This window comes from Actinoplanes sp. CA-015351 (genome assembly GCF_050955685.1).
GTDB lineage: Bacteria > Actinomycetota > Actinomycetes > Mycobacteriales > Micromonosporaceae > Actinoplanes.
In genome coordinates, this window is sequence record NZ_CP192102.1 from 3,392,584 (window position 1) to 3,410,029 (window position 17,446).

Annotated in this window: 21 protein-coding genes; 10 read left to right on the forward strand and 11 right to left on the reverse strand. The window is 68.2% G+C overall.

Annotated elements, in window-relative coordinates:
* Nucleotides 1–137: 137 nt before the first annotated feature.
* The 3 genes from ACQP2E_RS15280 to ACQP2E_RS15290 are packed head-to-tail and all read right to left on the reverse strand — an operon-like array spanning nucleotide 138 to nucleotide 1,712.
* Nucleotides 138–806, reverse strand: coding sequence for a TetR/AcrR family transcriptional regulator (locus ACQP2E_RS15280; RefSeq protein WP_433832110.1), 669 nt, complete (start codon nucleotides 804–806; stop codon nucleotides 138–140).
* Nucleotides 807–830: 24 nt separating this feature from the next.
* Entirely contained in the window at nucleotides 831–968 is a 138-nt protein-coding gene (locus ACQP2E_RS15285; RefSeq protein WP_433832112.1) for a hypothetical protein, read from the reverse strand.
* A 3-nt stretch (nucleotides 969–971) separates the two neighbouring features.
* Entirely contained in the window at nucleotides 972–1,712 is a 741-nt protein-coding gene (locus tag ACQP2E_RS15290) for an SDR family oxidoreductase (RefSeq protein WP_433832114.1), read from the reverse strand.
* Between the two features lie 74 nt (nucleotides 1,713–1,786).
* Here ACQP2E_RS15290 and ACQP2E_RS15295 point away from each other — a divergent pair, with 74 nt between their 5' ends.
* From ACQP2E_RS15295 to ACQP2E_RS15310, 4 genes are all read left to right on the forward strand, one after another.
* Nucleotides 1,787–2,446 (forward strand): pentapeptide repeat-containing protein, encoded by a 660-nt coding sequence (locus ACQP2E_RS15295; RefSeq protein ID WP_433832115.1) that lies wholly within the window; start codon nucleotides 1,787–1,789, stop codon nucleotides 2,444–2,446.
* A 91-nt stretch (nucleotides 2,447–2,537) separates the two neighbouring features.
* Nucleotides 2,538–3,272: a lysostaphin resistance A-like protein gene (locus tag ACQP2E_RS15300; protein WP_433832116.1), complete on the forward strand. Its 735-nt coding sequence runs from the start codon at nucleotides 2,538–2,540 to the stop codon at nucleotides 3,270–3,272.
* Between the two features lie 59 nt (nucleotides 3,273–3,331).
* Nucleotides 3,332–3,754 carry a hypothetical protein gene (locus tag ACQP2E_RS15305; protein WP_433832117.1) on the forward strand — a complete coding sequence of 141 codons (423 nt, stop codon included), beginning with the start codon at nucleotides 3,332–3,334 and terminating at the stop codon, nucleotides 3,752–3,754.
* Nucleotides 3,755–3,798: 44 nt separating this feature from the next.
* Nucleotides 3,799–4,290 carry a nucleoside deaminase gene (locus ACQP2E_RS15310; protein ID WP_433832118.1) on the forward strand — a complete coding sequence of 164 codons (492 nt, stop codon included), beginning with the start codon at nucleotides 3,799–3,801 and terminating at the stop codon, nucleotides 4,288–4,290.
* Between the two features lie 25 nt (nucleotides 4,291–4,315).
* On the opposite strand, the gene ACQP2E_RS15315 is transcribed toward ACQP2E_RS15310, so the two are convergent.
* Nucleotides 4,316–4,474: a hypothetical protein gene (locus tag ACQP2E_RS15315; RefSeq protein ID WP_433832120.1), complete on the reverse strand. Its 159-nt coding sequence runs from the start codon at nucleotides 4,472–4,474 to the stop codon at nucleotides 4,316–4,318.
* Between the two features lie 326 nt (nucleotides 4,475–4,800).
* Here ACQP2E_RS15315 and ACQP2E_RS15320 point away from each other — a divergent pair, with 326 nt between their 5' ends.
* Entirely contained in the window at nucleotides 4,801–6,768 is a 1,968-nt protein-coding gene (locus ACQP2E_RS15320) for a cellulase family glycosylhydrolase (RefSeq protein ID WP_433832122.1), read from the forward strand.
* 121 nt (nucleotides 6,769–6,889) lie between these two features.
* Here ACQP2E_RS15320 and ACQP2E_RS15325 read toward each other — a convergent pair whose 3' ends face one another.
* Complete coding sequence (locus tag ACQP2E_RS15325) at nucleotides 6,890–7,510, reverse strand: TetR/AcrR family transcriptional regulator (protein ID WP_433832124.1); 621 nt, start codon at nucleotides 7,508–7,510, stop codon at nucleotides 6,890–6,892.
* Nucleotides 7,511–7,716: 206 nt separating this feature from the next.
* Between ACQP2E_RS15325 and ACQP2E_RS15330 the strand changes: the two genes are divergently transcribed.
* Complete coding sequence (locus ACQP2E_RS15330; RefSeq protein WP_433832126.1) at nucleotides 7,717–9,078, forward strand: flavin monoamine oxidase family protein; 1,362 nt, start codon at nucleotides 7,717–7,719, stop codon at nucleotides 9,076–9,078.
* A 212-nt stretch (nucleotides 9,079–9,290) separates the two neighbouring features.
* Here ACQP2E_RS15330 and ACQP2E_RS15335 read toward each other — a convergent pair whose 3' ends face one another.
* The 3 genes from ACQP2E_RS15335 to ACQP2E_RS15345 form a co-directional block, all read right to left on the reverse strand.
* Nucleotides 9,291–9,710, reverse strand: coding sequence for a universal stress protein (locus ACQP2E_RS15335; RefSeq protein ID WP_433832128.1), 420 nt, complete (start codon nucleotides 9,708–9,710; stop codon nucleotides 9,291–9,293).
* Nucleotides 9,711–9,817: 107 nt separating this feature from the next.
* Nucleotides 9,818–11,329, reverse strand: coding sequence for a glycosyltransferase family 2 protein (locus tag ACQP2E_RS15340; RefSeq protein ID WP_433832130.1), 1,512 nt, complete (start codon nucleotides 11,327–11,329; stop codon nucleotides 9,818–9,820).
* The gene (locus ACQP2E_RS15345) at nucleotides 11,326–11,922 is read right to left on the reverse strand and encodes a hypothetical protein (RefSeq protein WP_433832132.1); all 597 of its coding nucleotides are present in this window, start codon (nucleotides 11,920–11,922) and stop codon (nucleotides 11,326–11,328) included. Before ACQP2E_RS15345 ends, ACQP2E_RS15340 begins: the two co-directional genes overlap by 4 nt.
* 264 nt (nucleotides 11,923–12,186) lie before the next feature.
* Between ACQP2E_RS15345 and ACQP2E_RS15350 the strand changes: the two genes are divergently transcribed.
* Nucleotides 12,187–12,360, forward strand: a complete 174-nt coding sequence (locus tag ACQP2E_RS15350; protein ID WP_433832134.1) for a hypothetical protein — start codon at nucleotides 12,187–12,189, stop codon at nucleotides 12,358–12,360.
* Nucleotides 12,361–12,373: 13 nt separating this feature from the next.
* Nucleotides 12,374–13,147 (forward strand): transporter substrate-binding domain-containing protein, encoded by a 774-nt coding sequence (locus tag ACQP2E_RS15355; protein ID WP_433832136.1) that lies wholly within the window; start codon nucleotides 12,374–12,376, stop codon nucleotides 13,145–13,147.
* Here the strand turns inward: ACQP2E_RS15355 and ACQP2E_RS15360 are convergent.
* Entirely contained in the window at nucleotides 13,087–13,989 is a 903-nt protein-coding gene (locus tag ACQP2E_RS15360; protein ID WP_433832139.1) for a pyridoxamine 5'-phosphate oxidase family protein, read from the reverse strand. The two genes, ACQP2E_RS15355 and ACQP2E_RS15360, sit on opposite strands and share 61 nt — an antisense overlap.
* Before the next feature lie 94 nt (nucleotides 13,990–14,083).
* Here ACQP2E_RS15360 and ACQP2E_RS15365 point away from each other — a divergent pair, with 94 nt between their 5' ends.
* The gene (locus ACQP2E_RS15365) at nucleotides 14,084–14,371 is read left to right on the forward strand and encodes a hypothetical protein (protein ID WP_433832141.1); all 288 of its coding nucleotides are present in this window, start codon (nucleotides 14,084–14,086) and stop codon (nucleotides 14,369–14,371) included.
* A gap of 56 nt (nucleotides 14,372–14,427) precedes the next feature.
* Here ACQP2E_RS15365 and ACQP2E_RS15370 read toward each other — a convergent pair whose 3' ends face one another.
* On the reverse strand, nucleotides 14,428–15,219 hold the full coding sequence (locus tag ACQP2E_RS15370; RefSeq protein ID WP_433832142.1) for an SAM-dependent methyltransferase: 792 nt from the start codon (nucleotides 15,217–15,219) through the stop codon (nucleotides 14,428–14,430).
* A gap of 156 nt (nucleotides 15,220–15,375) precedes the next feature.
* Here ACQP2E_RS15370 and ACQP2E_RS15375 point away from each other — a divergent pair, with 156 nt between their 5' ends.
* The gene (locus ACQP2E_RS15375; RefSeq protein ID WP_433832144.1) at nucleotides 15,376–16,149 is read left to right on the forward strand and encodes a helix-turn-helix domain-containing protein; all 774 of its coding nucleotides are present in this window, start codon (nucleotides 15,376–15,378) and stop codon (nucleotides 16,147–16,149) included.
* Nucleotides 16,150–16,153: 4 nt separating this feature from the next.
* On the opposite strand, the gene ACQP2E_RS15380 is transcribed toward ACQP2E_RS15375, so the two are convergent.
* Nucleotides 16,154–17,437, reverse strand: coding sequence for an MFS transporter (locus ACQP2E_RS15380; RefSeq protein WP_433832146.1), 1,284 nt, complete (start codon nucleotides 17,435–17,437; stop codon nucleotides 16,154–16,156).
* Between the last annotated feature and the right edge of the window lie 9 nt (nucleotides 17,438–17,446).

Below are 17,446 nucleotides of genomic sequence, written 5' to 3' on the forward strand. Positions count from 1 at the left end.
TCTGACCGTCGATGACTGCCTCCGGGGCTCGACGCCGGCTTTCGATGCGTTGATGAAACGGCAGCCGAACACTGATGTCAACGCTGTTCACAACAACGTTTCACAGCGGGGTGCTTCGGGCGTACCGAAAAGGGGTTTTAATGGTTTTTGTGGCCCCGGGCCTCGGCGGCGTCGAGCAGCATGCCGATCGCCAGTTCGAACTGGTCCTCGTGGTCGACGTCGGCGAGGTGCTCGGCGACGTTGCGGATGTGCGGGAACTTGTCGGCGGGGACCACCAGGTACTCGCGGCTCCAGGCCAGACCGTCGCGCTCCATGATCTCGGCGCCGACCTGGCGGGACGCCGCCGCGAACGCGGTCCAGGCGAGCACCGTGTCGACGATCGTGCGGTAGACGCTGGCGGCCTCGCGACCGCGCAGACCGGCCTGTTCCAGAGCGCCGATCACCAGGTCGGCGGCGCGGAACTCGGCCTCGCGGCGCAGCGTCCGGTTGGCGATCAGCAGCGCCACCCGCGGATGCGCCTCATAGGACCGGCGGGTGGCGCGGCAGAGCGACAACACCCGGGTACGCCAATCCGGCTCGTCGAAATCGACCTGGTCGAGAGCCTCGTCGAGCAGGTGCGCGCCGACCGCGAGCAGCAGATCGTCCTTGTCGCGGAAATGCCGCAGCACGGCGGTGGGCGCGACGCCGAGCGCCGTGCCGAGCCGGCGGAACGTCAGAGCGTCCGCGCCCTCCGCCTCGGCGATCTCCAGAGCCACCTTCACGATCTCGGACTGACTCAGCGATCCCCGTACCCTGCGCTCCGCCATCCGCCCAGTCTCGCAGCCCGCCGTTCAGCGCAGCAGAGGCGGCAGGGTGCTCAGCAGCCCGGCCATCGTGGTCAGCAGCAGGCCGAGGTCGGTGGCGTCGCGGGCGATCGGGCCCTCGACACCGCCCTGGGAGAGGAACTGCTCGCCGCCGGCCGCGGTCACAGGCTATGGGCGCTTGGCGAGCCACTCGTCGAACGTGGTGGTGCCGCGCGGGCCCGCAGCCGTGGGGATCAGGGCTCCGGTGCGCATGGCCTTGCCTGCGGCGCCGGGCAGCGGGATGCCGAGGACCAGCTTGCGGGGGCCGTGTGCCCTCGACACACGGCGGGCCATCGCGGACATCTCCAGGATCTGCGGGCCGGCGATGTCCGGGGCGAGGCCGAGCGCGGGACCCTCGGCCAGGCGTACCAATTCGGTCGCGACCTCGGCGGCCGCCACCGGCTGGGTACGCATTTTCGGGACCACCGCGAGCGGGCCGCCGAGATTGCTCAGCTGCTGGCCGGCGAACTCGAAGAACTGGGTCGCGCGCAGCACCGTCGCCGGCACGCCGCTCGACAGCGCCAGCTCCTCCTGACGGAGTTTGCCCTGGTAGTAGCCGAACTCGACACGGTCGACGCCGACGATCGACAACACCACGTGATGCGCGACCCCGGCGCGTTTCTCACCCTCATTGAGGGTACGCGTGACCTGCTCGAAGAATCGGACCGAGACGTCCCGCTTCAACGTGACCACGTTCGTCACGTCGATGACGGCGCCCACCTCGCGCAGCGCGTCGTCCAGACCCGCGCCGGTGGTCAGGTCGACACCGCTCGAGCGGGAAATGATCACGACGTGGTGGCCGGCGGCGCGCGCCTGTTCCACGACCAGGCGGCCGATCAAGCCGGTTCCTCCGGCAACTGCGAAGCGCATCTTGTCTGCCCCGATCTCGTGTGGCGTACGGTTTCGTGGACTGGACTGAATACGCCCGCCTGATGTGACAGCGGGTGATCTACGCAACAGGGGATCTTGTGGAACTCGCCTCGCTGGCGTACGCGAAGTACCTGCAACCGTTCACCGGCGAACTGGAGATCGGTGAGGACTACAGCGAAGTCCACCTCGACGGCGTCGAGCTCGACGCGCCACAGGCCGGCGGGGTCCGGCTCTCCGAGAGCGCGATGAGCTCGGTCACCCTCGCCGGTGGCAACTTCGATCGGGTACGCCTTGACGACGTCTGGGTCTCGCGCTGCCGGTGGATCGGCGGCAGCTGGGCCGAGACGTCGCTGCTGAACGTGTTTCTGCAGGACAGCGTGCTTGCCGGGGTTCAGGCGTACGGGTCGCAGTGGCGGCGTGTGGTGATCCGGGACTGCAAGATCGACAGCTTGAATCTGCGCGGGGCCCGGTTGCAGGACGTCGAGTTCCGGGACTGCGAGCTGACCGAGGTCGACTTCAGTGATGCCACGCTGATCGGGGTGACGTTTCCCGGTTCGGCGATCCGGCGGGCCCGGTTCCACAAATCGACAGTGAAGAAGCTGGACTTCCGGGGTGCCCGGGAACTGGATGTGGCACTGGGCTGGGACTCGCTGAAAGGCGCGGTCATCGGTGAGCATCAGCTCGGCGAGGCGGCCCCGGCCCTGGCGGCGACGCTGGGTATCGTCGTCCGCTGAGGTGCCCGGAAAGTTCAACGGAGCGGCTGGAATCACAAAAATCACGGTTCACCGGATTAGATCCAGTTCGCCCGGGTAGCGTCTCACGGCTGTGCCTGTCGACCGTACCCAAAGAATCTCGCATCGGCGCCTGGGGCTGCTTCTGGGCGCTGTTGTCGTGGTGCTCGTCGCGGTCAACGTCGCCAACAAGTACGGCCCGGCGGGCACCGGCCTGATCGCCGGGCCCCTGGTCGCGCTCGGGCTGCTGCTGCTCGGCCGTCGCGCCGGCCTGACCTGGCACGACCTCGGCCTTTCCCGGCGAACCCTGACGCGCGGTTCGAAGTACGCGGCCGGCGCGATCCTGGCCGTCGCTGTCGTCTACGGGATCGCCGCCGCGGTGCCGGCGACCCGGCCCGCGTTCCAGGACGGCAGGTACGACCTCCAGCTGAGCGCCGTCCTGCAGACCGCGTTCCTGGTGATCCCGTTCGGAACCGTGCTGCTCGAAGAGGTCGCTTTCCGCGGGGTGCTGCACGGGCTGGTCAACCGGCATCGCGGCGCCGTATGGGCCAGTGTCGTGTCGTCGGTGCTGTTCGGGCTCTGGCACATCCTGCCGTCGCTCGGGCTGGCCGACGCGAACCGGGCAGTCGGCTCGGCGGTCGGCGGCGGTACGGCCGGGCAGGTCCTGGCCGTGGCCGGGGCGGTCGGATTCACGGCGCTCGCCGGACTTCTGTTGTGCGAGCTGCGGCGGCGCAGTGGAAGCCTGCTCGCGGCGGCGGCTCTGCACTGGGCCACCAACGGGATGGGGCTGCTCGTCGGGGCGGCTCTGGCGACAGTGCATTTCAGCTAACCCTAGGGTGCCATCCGGGGTTCGGTCCGGCTGGAGATCCATTCGAGCAGCGGCTTGCGTTGAGTGTTCTGGAAGGCGGTGAACTGCCAGCCGTCGGCACCCCGTACCGCTGTCAGGGTCTGGATCTTGTTGGTCTTGGCGTTGCTGGTCCGGCGTTTGAGGACCGCGCCGCGGCTGACGACAACTGCGACGTCCGGGCCGGGGAAACGGATGGAGTCGATCTCGCCGTACAGGCGGGTGCCGCGCAGGAACCTGCGGCCTGGTGGAACGGCGCCGCGACCCGGGCGACCGGCGACGAGTCTTCGTGCACCTCACTGGGCCGGCATTACGAGCAGCTGGCCGAGGCGTTCAGGCCACTGACCGAACTGACCACGAAAACCCTTGAGGAGTACGACGATGACCAGCTCGAACTCATCCACGGCTTCCTGGGCAAACTGATTCTGGGCAGTCGCGACTTCCGGGAGGGCCTGTCCCGGGACTGAGGGCCGGTCGTTGTCCGTGCGTACCCTCGGGGTTTGATGATCTTATGAATCTGGTGACCTCTGGTGTGATCACGGCCGCGGACGAGGCTTATCTGGAGCGGGCGATCGCGCTCGCCTGGGAGGCGCGCAACGCGGGTAACCACCCGTTCGGATCGCTGCTGGTGACCGCGGACGGCACGGTGCTGGAGGCGCGCAACAGCGTCGTGACCGGTTCCGATCCGACGGGGCACGCCGAGACGAACCTGGTGCGTCTCGCCGGTGCGCTTTCCGCTGAGGTCCGCGCCGGCAGCGTGCTCTACACGAGCACCGAGCCCTGTGCGATGTGTGCGGGGGCGATCTACTGGTCGGGGATCGGGCGGGTGGTGTTCGCGCTGTCCGAGGCTGATCTGGCCGAGATGGTCGACGAGGAGGACGGTGTGCCGCCCCTGAGGCTGCCGTCCCGCGAGGTCTTCGGCCGGGGCGGGCGGCCGATTGTTGTCGACGGACCGGTGCCGCTGCCCAGCGCGACAGCTGTGCATCACGGTTTCTGGGACTAATTTTCGCTGGTCGTGGGCGTCTGGACTAATACTCGCTTGTCGCGGACGTGTGAGCCGGGACAAGGTCGAGGGCGCTGGGGTGGGCTCCTTCGAGGACCTCGCTGCGACGGCACGCCGCCTCCAGCTCGGCGACGGTCGGCGTGCCGGGGCGGGGCGAGTCGTCGTCATTGATGGTGAGGAACATGTGGATCCGCCATTGGTCAAACGCCTCGACCGTCTCGTTCGTGAACACTGGCGATCGGCGCGAGGTCGGCGAACACTCGCTGCCGGATCTCCCGTAACGCGGCAGCGAACCGCCGGACCTCATCGACTCCGATCATGGGCATGAGTATTCGCGGTCGATCTCCAGATGCGATCGCAGGGAGCTGGCTTTGACGAGTGGCTCGCCCTCGTGCCCCGTCTCAACCAGTTGTTTCGAAAAGGTTGAGTTGTGTGTCGGGGAGATTGCAGGATATCGATGGGAGCGCTCCCGAATCCCCGACCCCCGCTCCCGGAGGAGTCCTTGTGTTCATGCGCAGAGGAAGGAAACGCCTTGCCGCGGCGGTTGCCGCAGTGGCTTTGGCGCTGACCGGCGCCAGTGCGCCATCCGGTGCTGAAGCCGCCGCTCCGGTGGCTCTACAAGCGGCCGCGCCGGTGGCTCTCCAGGCGGCCGCTCCGGGCAGTGACTGGCTTCATGTCGACGGCAACCAGATCGTCGACGCTGCGGGAAACCCGGTCTGGCTGACCGGGGCGAACTGGTTCGGCTTCAACGCGTCGGAACGTGTCTTCCATGGGCTCTGGTCGGCGAACATCACCGAGATCACCCGGTCGATGGCGCAGCGCGGCATCAACATCGTGCGCGTGCCGATCTCCACTCAGCTGCTGCTGGAGTGGAAAGCCGGCACGTTCGGCACGGTCAACGTCAACACGTACGCGAACCCGGAGCTGACCGGCAAGAACAGTCTCCAGATCTTCGACTACTGGCTCGCGCTCTGCGAGCAGTACGGCATCAAGGTCCTGCTGGACGTGCACAGCGCCGAGGCCGACAACTCCGGCCACATCCACCCGGTGTGGTACAAGGGCACGATCACGCCGGAGCTGTACTACCAGGCGTGGGAATGGGTCACGGCCCGCTACAAGGCCAACGACACGATCGTCGCGATGGACCTGAAGAACGAGCCGCACGGCACGCCCGGCACCACCCCGCGCGCCAAGTGGGACAACTCCACCGACGTCGACAACTGGAAGAACACGGCCGAGACCGCGGCGAAGCGGATCCTCGCCATCAACCCCGAAGTGCTCGTGCTGGTCGAGGGGCAGGAAGTCTACCCGCGTGAGGGCGAGACCTGGAGCTCGCCGAACACCGATCCCGACCTGTCGCCGAACTACTACTACAACTGGTGGGGCGGCAACCTGCGCGGCGTGCGCGACTACCCGGTCAACCTTGGCGCCAATCAGGACCAGCTCGTTTACTCGCCGCACGACTACGGGCCGCTGGTGTTCAACCAGCCCTGGTTCGACAAGCCGTTCGACAAGACATCCTTGACCAACGACGTGTGGCGGCCGAACTGGCTGTACATCCACGAGAACGACACGGCGCCGCTGCTGATCGGCGAGTGGGGTGGGCGGCTCGGTCAGGACGAGCGGCAGGACCGCTGGATGACCGCGCTGCGCGACCTGATCGTCGAGCACCGGCTGCACCAGACGTTCTGGGTGCTCAACCCGAACTCCGGCGACACCGGAGGCCTGCTCCTCGACGACTGGAAGACGTGGGACGAGCAGAAGTACGCGCTGCTCAAGCCGGCTCTCTGGCAGCAGGACGGCAAGTTCGTCAGCCTCGACCACCAGGTGCCGCTCGGCGGTGCGGGCAGCACAACCGGGATCAGTCTGAGCGCCGCCTACGGTTCGGCGGACACGGTCGCGCCCAGCGTCCCGGGCCAGCCGGCGGCGTCGGCGATCACCTCGACCGGCGTCACGCTGAGCTGGGCCGCGTCCACCGACGACGGGGGCGTGACCTCGTACGACGTACTGCGCGGCGGTTCCGTGGTCGCGACGGTGTCGGGCACGACATACAGCGTGACCGGGTTGACGGCGAACACGGCGTACTCGTTCACCGTGCGCGCCCGGGATGCGGCCGGAAACGTCTCGGCCGCATCCGCGGCACGCAGCGTCACGACGGCGGCCGGCGGAGGCGGCGGGGGCGACGGCGGTTGCACCGCCACCTACCGGACGACCAGTTCCTGGTCCGGCGGATTCCAGGCCGAGGTGACGGTACGCAACACGGGCACCGCCGCCGCGACCGGCTGGGTGGTGAACTGGACCTATCCGGGCGGGACCACGGTGGCCTCACTGTGGAACGGGGTGCAGGGCACACCGCCGGTCACGGTCCGCAACGCCGATCACAACGGGGCGCTGGCGGCAGGGGCATCCACCGCGTTCGGCCTGGTCGGCACGGGCACAGCGGCAACCCCGCCCACGGTGAGCTGCACCCTGTCGTAATTCCGAACAGGCCGGCAGTGGCTCCGAACCGGTCGGCTCGTACCGCGGTCCCACAGCAGCGGCGAGCCGACCGGCTCGGCAGTCGTCTGCGGGCCCCACGATGACGGCCGTTCGGCCTTCGTCACTGGTGGCTGTCAGCCGGTGGAGTGAAGGACTTCAGCGAGCCCAGGATCAGGTCCAGGCCCAGCTCGAAGGCTCGGTCGGCTCGGGGGCGGCCCTCGCCCGCTGCCTCGATCGCCTCCACCAGCAACGGAGTCCTGGCGTTTGCCGGGTTCCAGACCTGGTCCGGCGCGGCTATGTCCAGGGCTGAGCCGATCACAAAACTGTCCAGCACGGTGATCACGTCGAGCAGCTGAGCGGTCGGAACCCCGGCCTCACTCAAGACCGTGGCTATGTCGTCGTACATGTGGACCACGTCCGGGGACGACACCGTGTGCGCTGTCAGCATCGGGATCAGGCGGGGATGGCGGCCGAACGCGTCGCGGTACTGCCGCAGCAGCGCACGCAGAGTGTCCATCCAGAAACCCGACGTGAGCGAAGCCGGATGCTCGGTGAAAATCAGCGCCCGCATCGCTTCGATGATCTCGGTTTTGCCGGTCAGGTGGTTGTAGATCGAGGACGGGCGTACGGCCAGGGCGCCAGCTACCTCGCCGATCGTGAACTCGCCCTTTTTGTCCACCAGGGTCAGGGCCGCACCTGCGATTTTCTCCACGGAGAGCTTCGGGGTCGCTGGTCTGCCCATCGAGCATCTCCTCTTGCCGATCCAGGGGTGGGGCCACCATACTAAAACGAATGGCGTTCGTTTAAGGTCGGAGTTGTGAGGATGAAGTTCAGCGGCGTGGCGGGGGAAGCCGACCCGGACTTGGACCAGCGCAAAGACTGGCTTACCCTCTTCCCGTTCCTGCGCACCCGGCGCCCGGACACTTATGCGGGGTTGGCATGAACAGTGTGAACAACAGTGATGACAACGTTGATGTGGTTGTGGTCGGTGCAGGCGTCACCGGCCTGACCGCCGCGGTACGGCTGCACGAAGCCGGCCGGAAGGTCGTCGTCCTGGAGGCCCGCGACCGGGTCGGCGGACGGCTCTGGACCGAGACCGTCGACGGCGTACGCCTCGAGGTCGGCGGCCAGTGGGTCTCCCCGGACCAGACCGCGCTGCTCAGCATGCTCGACGAACTCGGGCTGGACACCTACGCCCGGCACCGCGAGGGCGAGTCGATCTACATCGGGCGCGACGGGGTGCGGCGCACCTTCCTCGGCGAGGCCTTCCCGGTCAGCGACGCGACGTCGGCCGAGATGGAACGGCTCACCAAGGAACTCGACCGGCTGGCCGCGGAGATGGATCCGCTGTCGCCGTGGGAGCACCCGGACGCCGAGCGCCTGGACCGGATGTCGTTCGCGGCGTGGCTTGCCGAGCAGACCGAGGACGAGGAGGCCCGCGACAACATCGGGCTCTACATCGGCCCGGCGATGCTGACCAAGCCGACGCACGCGTTCTCCGCGCTGTCGGCCGTACTGATGGCGGCGAGCGCCGGCGGCTTCAGCCACCTGGTCGACGCTGACTTCATCCTGGACCGCCGCGTCGTCGGTGGGTTGCAGCAGGTGCCGTTGCGGCTGTTCGAGCGCATCCCGGATCTGGTGCGTCTGTCGACCCCGGTCAGCCGGATCGACTGGTCCGCCGACGGGGCCACCGTGCACGCCGGCGGTGAGTCCTGGCAGGCGCGGCACGTCGTGATGGCGGTGCCGCCGACGCTCGTCAACCGGGTGCAATTCAGCCCCGCGCTCCCGCCCGTGCACGCTCAGATGCGCCAGCACCAGTCCTTCGGACTGGTCATCAAACTGCACATCACGTACGCGACGCCGTTCTGGCGCGCTCAAGGCCTTTCGGGTACGGCATTCAGCCCGTACTCGGTCGTCCACGAGGCCTACGACAACAGCAACGAGGACCTGCCGGGCGAGACCCGGGGGACCCTTGTCGGGTTCGTCTCCGACGAGAAGGCTGACGCGCTGCTCGGGCTGAGCGCCGCCGCGCGCCGGGACAAGGTGCTCGCCGCGCTGGCCGGATATTACGGGACCGAGGCGCTGTCGCCGGTGGCGTACTACGAGAGCCCGTGGATGGCGGACGAGTGGACGGCCGGGGCCTACGCGACGAGCTTCGACATCGGGTCGCTGACCCGGTACGGCAAGCACCTGCGTCAGGACGTCGGGCCGATCTCGTTCGCCAGCAGCGACATCGCAGGCCTGGGCTTCCAGCACGTGGACGGAGCGATCCGCATGGGCGCGTCGCTGGCGGAGCGCCTGCTCGGCTGAGCGTGTGCTCGGTTGAGCGTGTGCTCGGTTGAGCGCCTGCTCGGCGAGCGGCTCTTCGCCGGCGCGCGGCCCTTCCCGCCGATCTTGTGAAGTTGCCCGGGAACGGGTCGTGCAAACTCCACAAGATCGGCGAGGGGCAGGGGCAGGGCAGGGGCCGCGGCGAGTGCGGCGAGCGCTGCCGAGCTTGTAGTCGTCGAGCACGGGTCGTTCGGTTACGGGACCACGGTGACCGGCCAGTGGCCGTAACGCACCAGCTTGACCGCCAGTGACCCGGCGATCCGGTGCAGCATCTTCGTCGAGCGGCCGACGATCACGGCGTCCGCCTGCAACTCCTTGGCGACCGCGACGAGTTCGGCGAAGGGCTCGCCGGTGCGGACCATCAGCTCCACCTCGATGCCCAGCTCCGGCCGGAGCTGGGCCAGGGACGCCCGCAGCTCGCGCTCGATCTCAGCCTGGACGTCGATGATCGCCGCGTTGCCACCGTTGTCGGCGAGCGGCAGCAGCGGCGACGGCAACGACCGCACGAAGACCGCGACCAGCTTGCTGCGCTGCCGCAGCGCCACCCCGATCGCGTATGCGGCAGCCCGCTGCGACGACGGCGAACCGTCGACGCCGACGAGGATCGAACTCATGGGCGGGGATCATACGGCTGGTGGCCGCCGCCATCACGATCCACTGCTGATCCCGGAAAAGGTGCTGGGCCCGGCCTGAGGAAGGCCGGGCCCAGTGAGAGCGAACGTCAGACGGTGAAGCCGCGGTGGCGGCGGAACAGCTTCCTCAGCATGAAGACGGACTGCGCGATGGTGGCGATGTACAGGATCGGCCACCCCAGCGAGAGGATCGCGGACTGGATGCCCACGCTCTGCTGGGTCCAGGCGTAGATCGCGCCGCCCATCACGGCCAGCAGGACGACCGCCGGCATGATGTACGCCGAGCCCTTGCCCTTCTCGGCGTTCGCCTGTGCGGCCCAGTTGTCGTTCTCGGTCTGTGCGAAGAACTGGGTCCAGGCCGAGAGGAAGTGGCCCATCCGGATCCACATGTACAGCTCGGCCGGCAGAGCGAAGAAGGCGTAGAGCAGGTCGGATGCGCTCTTGTCCTTCATCGCCAGGGCGAGCCGCAGGTTCAGCAGCATCGCGATGGCCGGCGGGATGAGCCAGATCGGGTTGAAGACGAAGGCGTCGATCGACAGCGCCGCCACCAGCAGCAGCAGGAAGCCCAGCCGGCTGGCGAGGTTGAAGATCATCGCGATGTTCTCGTACCACCGCAGCCGCAGGTTCGGGTGCGTCGGCTGGCCCTTGTTGTCACCGCGCTGGCCGGGCCAGAACAGGTCGATGGCGCCGAAGTTCCACTTCACCTGCTGGCCGTGCAGGGCGCGCAGGTTCGTCATCGGGCCGACGTACGCTCGGGCGCTGGAGCTGATTTTCGTGCTGTAACCGGCGTCCTTGATCTGCAGGGACAGCTTGCTGTCCTCGACCTCACTGTCGCGGACCCACGGCGCCTGCTGGTGGTGACTGACCATCACCTGTTCCAGCGCGCGCAGCCGGAAGAGGCTGCACTGACCGCCCAGCACGGCCATGTTGCGGCCGCGCAGCAGGTTGTCCATGTTGAACGCCGCGAACTGCGCCCGCTGACCGGCGATCAGGAACCGCGCCATCAGGCCCTTGTACCGGCTCTTGTCGATGCTGTAGATCGCGCTGAGCCCGCCGATGCGCGGGTCGTCGGTCATCTCCAGTTCGAGGCGCTCGACGACGTCGCGTTCCAGCGTCGTGTCGCCGTCGACACCGAGGATGAAGTCGTATCCACGGGACAGGAAGTACCCGTAGTTGAGCGCGCCGACCTTCTTGTCCGGGTTGACGCCCATGTCATGGACATAGACGGTCGTCTCAAATTCCTGACCCTTGACGGTACGCGTGTGCGGGCCCTCGAACCGGCGGGCGATCTCCGGGGTGTCGTCGTCGGTGTTGTTGATGATGACGTGGATGACATCCGGCAGACGGGTCTGCCCGAGGATGCTGTTCAGCACGTCGGCGATCGAGTCCTGCTCGTTGTAGCAGGGGATGATGCAGCTGATCGTGGCGTTGCGGGAGCTGGCCGCCGCCGAGGCGATCTCACCGGACAGCGTCTCGACGCTCTCCAGCGCGTTGAGCTGCGGCAGGGCGGGCGGGAGAGCCAGCAGACCGGCTTTCGAGCTGCGCGGCAGCAGGATCTGGCGATCCGTGGCCCTCCGCAGGCCGGGACTGTTGTCGGTCATCCGGTGGCACCATCCTTGATCAGCGGCAGAGTCAGGGTGTCGAGCGCGGTGGAGCGGTAATAGCTGTTCGACTTCGGCGCGGTCTCGACGAGGAGGTCGAGCTGGATCGTCAGCGTGAGCGCCGTTGCCCCGTCCGTTGCCGCCGGCACCGTCACCACCGTGTTGTAGGGGTACGGCGGGGTGACCTCGAACTTGCCGCTGTCCTTGGTGACCTGGGCACGCAGGGTTCCGTCGTCCTGCGTCACCAGGAACGTGCTCAGGTACATGCGATGCTTGCTGTCGGTGTCCTCGATGTGGGCGGCCACGTTGATCGTCTTGACCGAACTCGCGGTGTAGAGCTTCGCGTTGTCCGAGGTCCAGTACGTCATCTGCACGGTGAAGTCACCCTGCTTGAGGGTGTGCGTCACGGTGCCGGTGTCGAGCGGCCCACTGGCGCGGGTCGCCGCCTTGCTGGCGCTGACGCTCACCGGCGGCGATGCCGACGGGCTCGGTTCATTGACCGTGGTTCCGCCGAGCAGCGGTTTGCTGCTGCTGGTGATCTCCTGAAGAGTGCCGCAGCCGCTGAGGCCGGCTAGGAGCATGGCGGCGGTCATGCCCATTGCCATACTTCGGGGGAGGTGCACTGGGGCTTCCTTCGCGTCGGAGTCGGGCGGGAACGTCGGGGGGTCGTGATCTCTGTCGGCGATGGCCCCAGCCACTTGAGGATTCGGCCGACGTCCGCGTCCACGATCTCCGCCATGCCGTTGCCCGCCGCCCTGAACGACGACCTCACGTCCTCGGCGTTCTGGCTCTTCGGTGAGGAACCGTTCACCTGTTTACGGGTGAACTGAAGCATTCATCGAGTTGTATATTTTGTTGTGACCGAGAGCGATGTGCCGGAGACAACCGAGCCCGGCGGAGACCTGCGCGGCGAGCTGTACTGGATCATCCCGGGGTCCATCGCCACCCTCGGCCTGGCGCCTGGTCGCCGGGTTCACGACGCTCCTGCTCGTCGCCACCGCCGCAACCTGGTGGATCCGCCGCGAGGGTGATCCCTTCGACTACATGTCCGGCGAGGTGCGGATCGGCTATGTGGCGTACGAGTATCAGGGCTGGCACACCGACGACCAGGCCAGCGGGGGTCCGGTCGGGTTCGACGTCGACCTGGCCCGGGACCTGGAGACGCAGTTCCCGGACGCGCACTTCACCTGGGTGGACCTCGGCACGCTCGACAACCGGCTCGACGCGTTGCGAGGCGGATGGTTCCTGCCCAGCAACAGCGACGAACAGGAACGGGTCAAGCTGGTCATCGCCAACTTCTCGATCTCGCAGCCGCGCCGGGAGGTGATCGACTTCGCGGGTCCGTACTTCGTGGACACCCAGGCGTTCCTGAGCCGGGCCGCCGCCGGGAACATCACTGAGATCCCGCGCGGCCGGGTATGCGCCCTGAACGGGTCGCGCAGCGCCGAGAAGCTGACCCAGATCGGCTGGAAACCGAAGCTCGAGGATTCCCTCGCGGCGTGCGTCAGCGAGTTCCAGGCGGGTGAGGTCGACGCGGTCTCCGACGACCGTTCGCTGATCGCCGGGTACGCGCAGGCTCTCGGCCTGAAGCCGCCGAGCCGGCTGAACTACGGCGCGGAGAAATACGGCATCGGCATCCCGAACAACATGCCGAAACTCTGCGCCGAGCTCAGCCGGGTGATCCAGGACTTCCTCGAGTACAGCTGGTCAGACTCCTTCACCGCGAACCTGAACCCGATCGGGCTGCGCCAGGAGGACTACACCAAACCCCGGTCGACGGACGCGTGCGAGCCCGCGGCGCCCTGGTACAAGGACTGAACCACCGTCTGCTCGGGGTGGAAGCGGACGACGCGCCCTGCCTGACCCCACTCGACGCGGGCGGTGCCGGACAGCTGGAGCGTGCTGCCCGTGTCGAAGCCGGGGAACAACAGCGCCGCCTCGTCGCTGACGGCGAGATTGCCGAGGCTGTTGAACAGGTTGTTACCCGGAAAGTCCGGCCACCACAGGTCACCGCCGTCGTCGACACCGACGAACCCGGCGGGCCCGCCTCGATGGGAGGCATCCGCGCCTCGCTCCGGATGCATCGTGCCGAGGAGGAAGGTGCCGGCGGCCCGGATCACCGCGACGTCCGCGGCCTCCAGGGATGTGCCGCGGCGCACGGCTCCGCTGGCGACCAGCCCGTCGGCGCCGTCCGGGGTGAGCACGCGCTGGTGGATGTGCTGCGGGCAGTTGCCGAAGGCCTGCTCGACGTCGATCAGCAGCAGGCCTCCGGCGGCCACCGTCAGCTCACCGTTGATCCGTACCCGGCGCCGCCGGGCGAAGTCGACAGCCGTCGTGCCGACCTTCTGGCCGGCGCTGATCCCGTGCAGCGGGTCACCGGGCCGGATCCGGGTGTGCACGGCGAGTTCGGTGCCGGAGCGCACGTCGAGGAATCCCGGCGGGCCGGTCAGCGCGGACGTCCACAGCCGGCCGGTGGCGTCGCGGCCGGTCACTGCCATGAACGTCTGCCCGGCGAGGAACCGGGCCACCCCACCGGACAACTTGGCGGGCTCCAGCATGGGTGCGAGCCGGGCAGCCTCGTGCCGGACGCCGGCCTGCCGCTGCAGGGCGATCTCACCGGCGTGAAAGCCGGCATCAGCGCGCTGGGAGGTCGTGCTCATCGTTGCGCTCCTCGGTCGTCACGGTCGGGTATCAGTGAACGCCAGGCGCTGTGCCTTTATTCTCCGGCTTGCGCGCCGCGGATACCTTGTCGGCGTGAGAACGGTCTCCATCACCGCGCCCGATGGCACACCGTGGGATGTCCGTGTGGTGTGGGCGCCGTGCTGGCGTGCGCTTGCCCGGCGGTTCGGCGGATGGCGGGAAAAGCGATCCGGCCGGTCCGGTGAGGTGGCCGACGGCGCCCTCCAGGTCGGCGGCCAGATGCCGACGCCCAGCGACGGAGGCGGGGGCGGCGATGACGGCGGTGGCCTGGGTGACGAGATCGTCGATCTCCTGCGCCACGGGCTGCGAGCCGAGGTCGTGCCCGGCCCGATCCAGCACTGACCGAGGGGCACGCAGTTCTTGAGGGCTCAGTTCTTGAGGGCTCAGTGCTTGAGGGCTCAGTGCTTGAGAGCCACGCCTCCGTACATGAAGACGGCGGCGTCGTCGACGTCACGGTCGGCCTCGGTGGGATGCCAGCGGTGCACCGCGACCACGCCAGGCTCGACCAGGTCGAAACCGGTGAACAGCGCCTGCACCGCGGCGTGGGTACGGGCCACGACCGGCACCCCGTTCTGGTTGTACGTCTTGACGGTGCCCTCGCCGGCCTGATCGTTCTCCGTGGTCACCACCGACAGCACCAGCGCGCTGCCGGACGGCATCGGCGCCATCAGCTTCCCGATGATCGCGCGGACCTGGTCGTCGTCGATCACGTGCTGCAGCACCGCGATCAGGGTGACGGCGACCGGCCTCGTCAGGTCGAAGCCCTTCGCCACCGCGTCGTCGCCCAGGATGGTTTCCGGTTCTCGGAGATCCGCGTCCAGGTAGGAGATCGTCCCGGTGCCGGCCGGCGTCAGCAGGGCGCGCGCATGGGTCAGCACCAGCGGATCGTTGTCCACGTAGACGATCGTCGCCTCCGGCGCCACCGACTGCACCACCTCGTGCAGGTTGGGCGAGGTGGGCAGGCCGGTGCCGAGGTCGAGGAACTGCCGGATTCCCCGCTCTGCCAGGTAGGTGACGGCTTTGGCCATGAACCGCCGGTTCGCCCTCATCGAGATCGGCAGCAACGGTGTGTGCTTGAGCGCCTGTTCGGCCGCTCGCCGGTCCGCCTCGAAGTTGTCCTTGCCTCCGAGCAGGTAGTCGTAGATGCGGGCCGAGTGCGGACGGTCGGTCTCAAGATCGCCGGGCGGCATGGTGGCTCCTCGGAAACGAACAGCGGGGCCTCAACCTGACATACCAGGCAGAGTTGCCGCTACCCCGTGGTGGAGGACAGGTCGCTGAGTTTGATCTTTGGGACGGAACGGACCGTCGGCTCGTGTCTTGAGTGATCAAGGTCGACAATGTGTGCCATGACTGACGACGTACGTGATCGGATCCTTGGGCTGCTGCATTCCGGGCCTGCCACCGTGGCGGGATTGTCCGGGCGGCTCGAGCTGCCGGGCGGAGTCGTCAGCTATCACTTGAAGATGCTGGAGCAGGTCGGACTGGTACGGGTCGGCGGTTCCCGGGTCGAGCGCGGGGTGCCGATCGCGCGGTACGTGAGCACGGCCGCTGCGGCATCGCCGCCGTTGCGGATCCCGGTGCCGCTGCCCGGGCTGACGTGGACCGGAACGGGGCGATTCCCGATTCCGGTGTGGACGGTCGATGCGAGCGGGACCCCGATCGCGGCGGTCGGTGCGTCGGGGTCTGCGGAAAGTCTTTCCGCGTCGGCGGAGGGAGCTTCAGGGTCTGCCGAGGTCGCCGGTGATCTGGGTGTGCCGGTCGCTCCGGGCGTGGTGCCGGCGACAACCGCCGGCGTCTCCGCAAAGGCACCGGTTGAGGGCGTCTCCGCAAAGGCACCGGCTGAGAGCGTCTCCGCAAAGGCACCGGCTGAGGGCGTCGCCGGGAAGGCTCCGGCGCAGCGTGTCTCCGTCGAGGATTCGCCGCGCCCCGACTCCGGTCCGCGACTCGCTGAGATCCGGCGGATCCCGATGGACGACGCGACGTTCTACGAGTTCGCGACCCGGCTCGATGCGCTGACACGCGAGTTCGCGGCCCGGGCCACGGCTGACGCGCCGCCGGCTGAGCTGGCGATCGCACTGTATCGACCGCCGGGCGAGGCAGCCGCCGGCAACGGGTCCTGATGCGTCAGCGGGCGGTGCGTTCGGTTTCCTTCTGGTGATCGATGGCGTCCGGGGCGCCGCCGAACTCGTCGGCCATCTCGCCCGCCACGTCGTCGGCGGAGCCGTGCGGGGACTCGGCGGCCATGGTGGCGTCGGCTTCGGCGAGGCGGCGGTGGCCGGTGGTCAGGACGGCTACGCCGAGCAGCACCGCGACGGCGCCGACCAGGAACGGCACGTGGATGTTCCAGTGGTCGACCATCTTGCCGGCTGCGAACGGGGCGAGGCCGCCACCGATGAAGCGGACGAAGCCGTACGCGGCGGAAGCGACCGGGCGCTCGACCGGGGCGACAAGCATGACCGCCTGGGTGGTGAGGGTGTTGTTGACGCCGGCCACGATGCCGGACGCGATCACGCAGGCGATGACGGCCCAGCGGACGTCGGCGAACAGGCCGATCAGCAGGATCAGCACGGCGAACGCGGTGAGGGCGCCGTACAGCGAGGGCGCGGTGCCGAACCGGCGCTGCAGCCAGGGCGCGCCGGTGATCGAGAAGAAGGCGAGCAGCAGGCCCCAGGCGAAGAAGACGAAGCCGAGCTGGATCTCATTCAACTCCATCGGGTACGGGGCGTAGCCGAGCATGGTGAAGAAGCCCCAGTTGTAGAGCAGCGCCGTGATGCCCATGGTGAGCAGGCTCCGGTGCCGCAGCGCCTTGATCGGGGCGAGCAGCGGAGTGGGCCGCGCGGGTTTCGGGGTCGGCTCGACCAGGACCACTGTCGCGATCAGGGCGATCGCCATCAGCACCGATACGCCGAAGAACGGGCCGCGCCAGCTGATGTTGCCGAGCAGGCCGCCGATCAGCGGGCCGGCCGCGATGCCGAGGCCGAGTGCGGCCTCGTAGAGCACGATCGCCCCGGCAAACCCGCCGGTCGCCGACGCGACGATGACGGCGAGGGAGGTGGCGATGAACATGGCGTTGCCGAGTCCCCAGCCGGCCCGGAACCCGACGATGCCGTTGATCGAACCGGAGAGGCCGGCGAGCGCGGCGAAGACCACGATCAGGGCGAGGCCGCCGATCAGGGTGGCCTTGGCGCCGATCCGGCTGGCGACCCAGCCGGTGAACAGCATCGCCACCGCGGTGACCAGCAGATAACTGGTGAAGAGCAGACTTACCTGGCTGGGTGTGGCGTCCAGCTTCTCGGAGAGCGCGGGAAGGATCGGGTCGACGAGGCCGATGCCCATGAAGCTGACGACACAGGCGAATGCGACCGCGTACACCGCTCGTGGTTGTTTGAAGAGCGTGTTGCCGCTCACCGGGCACCT

Bases quoted from the DNA above. Each gene is read 5' to 3' on its own strand.
- ACQP2E_RS15280 (WP_433832110.1), bottom strand. From the start codon at position 806: ATGGCGGAGCGCAGGGTACGGGGATCGCTGAGTCAGTCCGAGATCGTG.
- ACQP2E_RS15290 (WP_433832114.1), bottom strand. From the start codon at position 1,712: ATGCGCTTCGCAGTTGCCGGAGGAACCGGCTTGATCGGCCGCCTGGTC.
- ACQP2E_RS15310 (WP_433832118.1), top strand. From the start codon at position 3,799: ATGAATCTGGTGACCTCTGGTGTGATCACGGCCGCGGACGAGGCTTAT.
- ACQP2E_RS15315 (WP_433832120.1), bottom strand. From the start codon at position 4,474: ATGTTCCTCACCATCAATGACGACGACTCGCCCCGCCCCGGCACGCCG.
- ACQP2E_RS15320 (WP_433832122.1), top strand. From the start codon at position 4,801: ATGCGCAGAGGAAGGAAACGCCTTGCCGCGGCGGTTGCCGCAGTGGCT.
- ACQP2E_RS15325 (WP_433832124.1), bottom strand. From the start codon at position 7,510: ATGGGCAGACCAGCGACCCCGAAGCTCTCCGTGGAGAAAATCGCAGGT.
- ACQP2E_RS15335 (WP_433832128.1), bottom strand. From the start codon at position 9,710: ATGAGTTCGATCCTCGTCGGCGTCGACGGTTCGCCGTCGTCGCAGCGG.
- ACQP2E_RS15340 (WP_433832130.1), bottom strand. From the start codon at position 11,329: ATGACCGACAACAGTCCCGGCCTGCGGAGGGCCACGGATCGCCAGATC.
- ACQP2E_RS15345 (WP_433832132.1), bottom strand. From the start codon at position 11,922: ATGACCGCCGCCATGCTCCTAGCCGGCCTCAGCGGCTGCGGCACTCTT.
- ACQP2E_RS15355 (WP_433832136.1), top strand. From the start codon at position 12,374: ATGTCCGGCGAGGTGCGGATCGGCTATGTGGCGTACGAGTATCAGGGC.
- ACQP2E_RS15360 (WP_433832139.1), bottom strand. From the start codon at position 13,989: ATGAGCACGACCTCCCAGCGCGCTGATGCCGGCTTTCACGCCGGTGAG.
- ACQP2E_RS15370 (WP_433832142.1), bottom strand. From the start codon at position 15,219: ATGCCGCCCGGCGATCTTGAGACCGACCGTCCGCACTCGGCCCGCATC.
- ACQP2E_RS15375 (WP_433832144.1), top strand. From the start codon at position 15,376: ATGACTGACGACGTACGTGATCGGATCCTTGGGCTGCTGCATTCCGGG.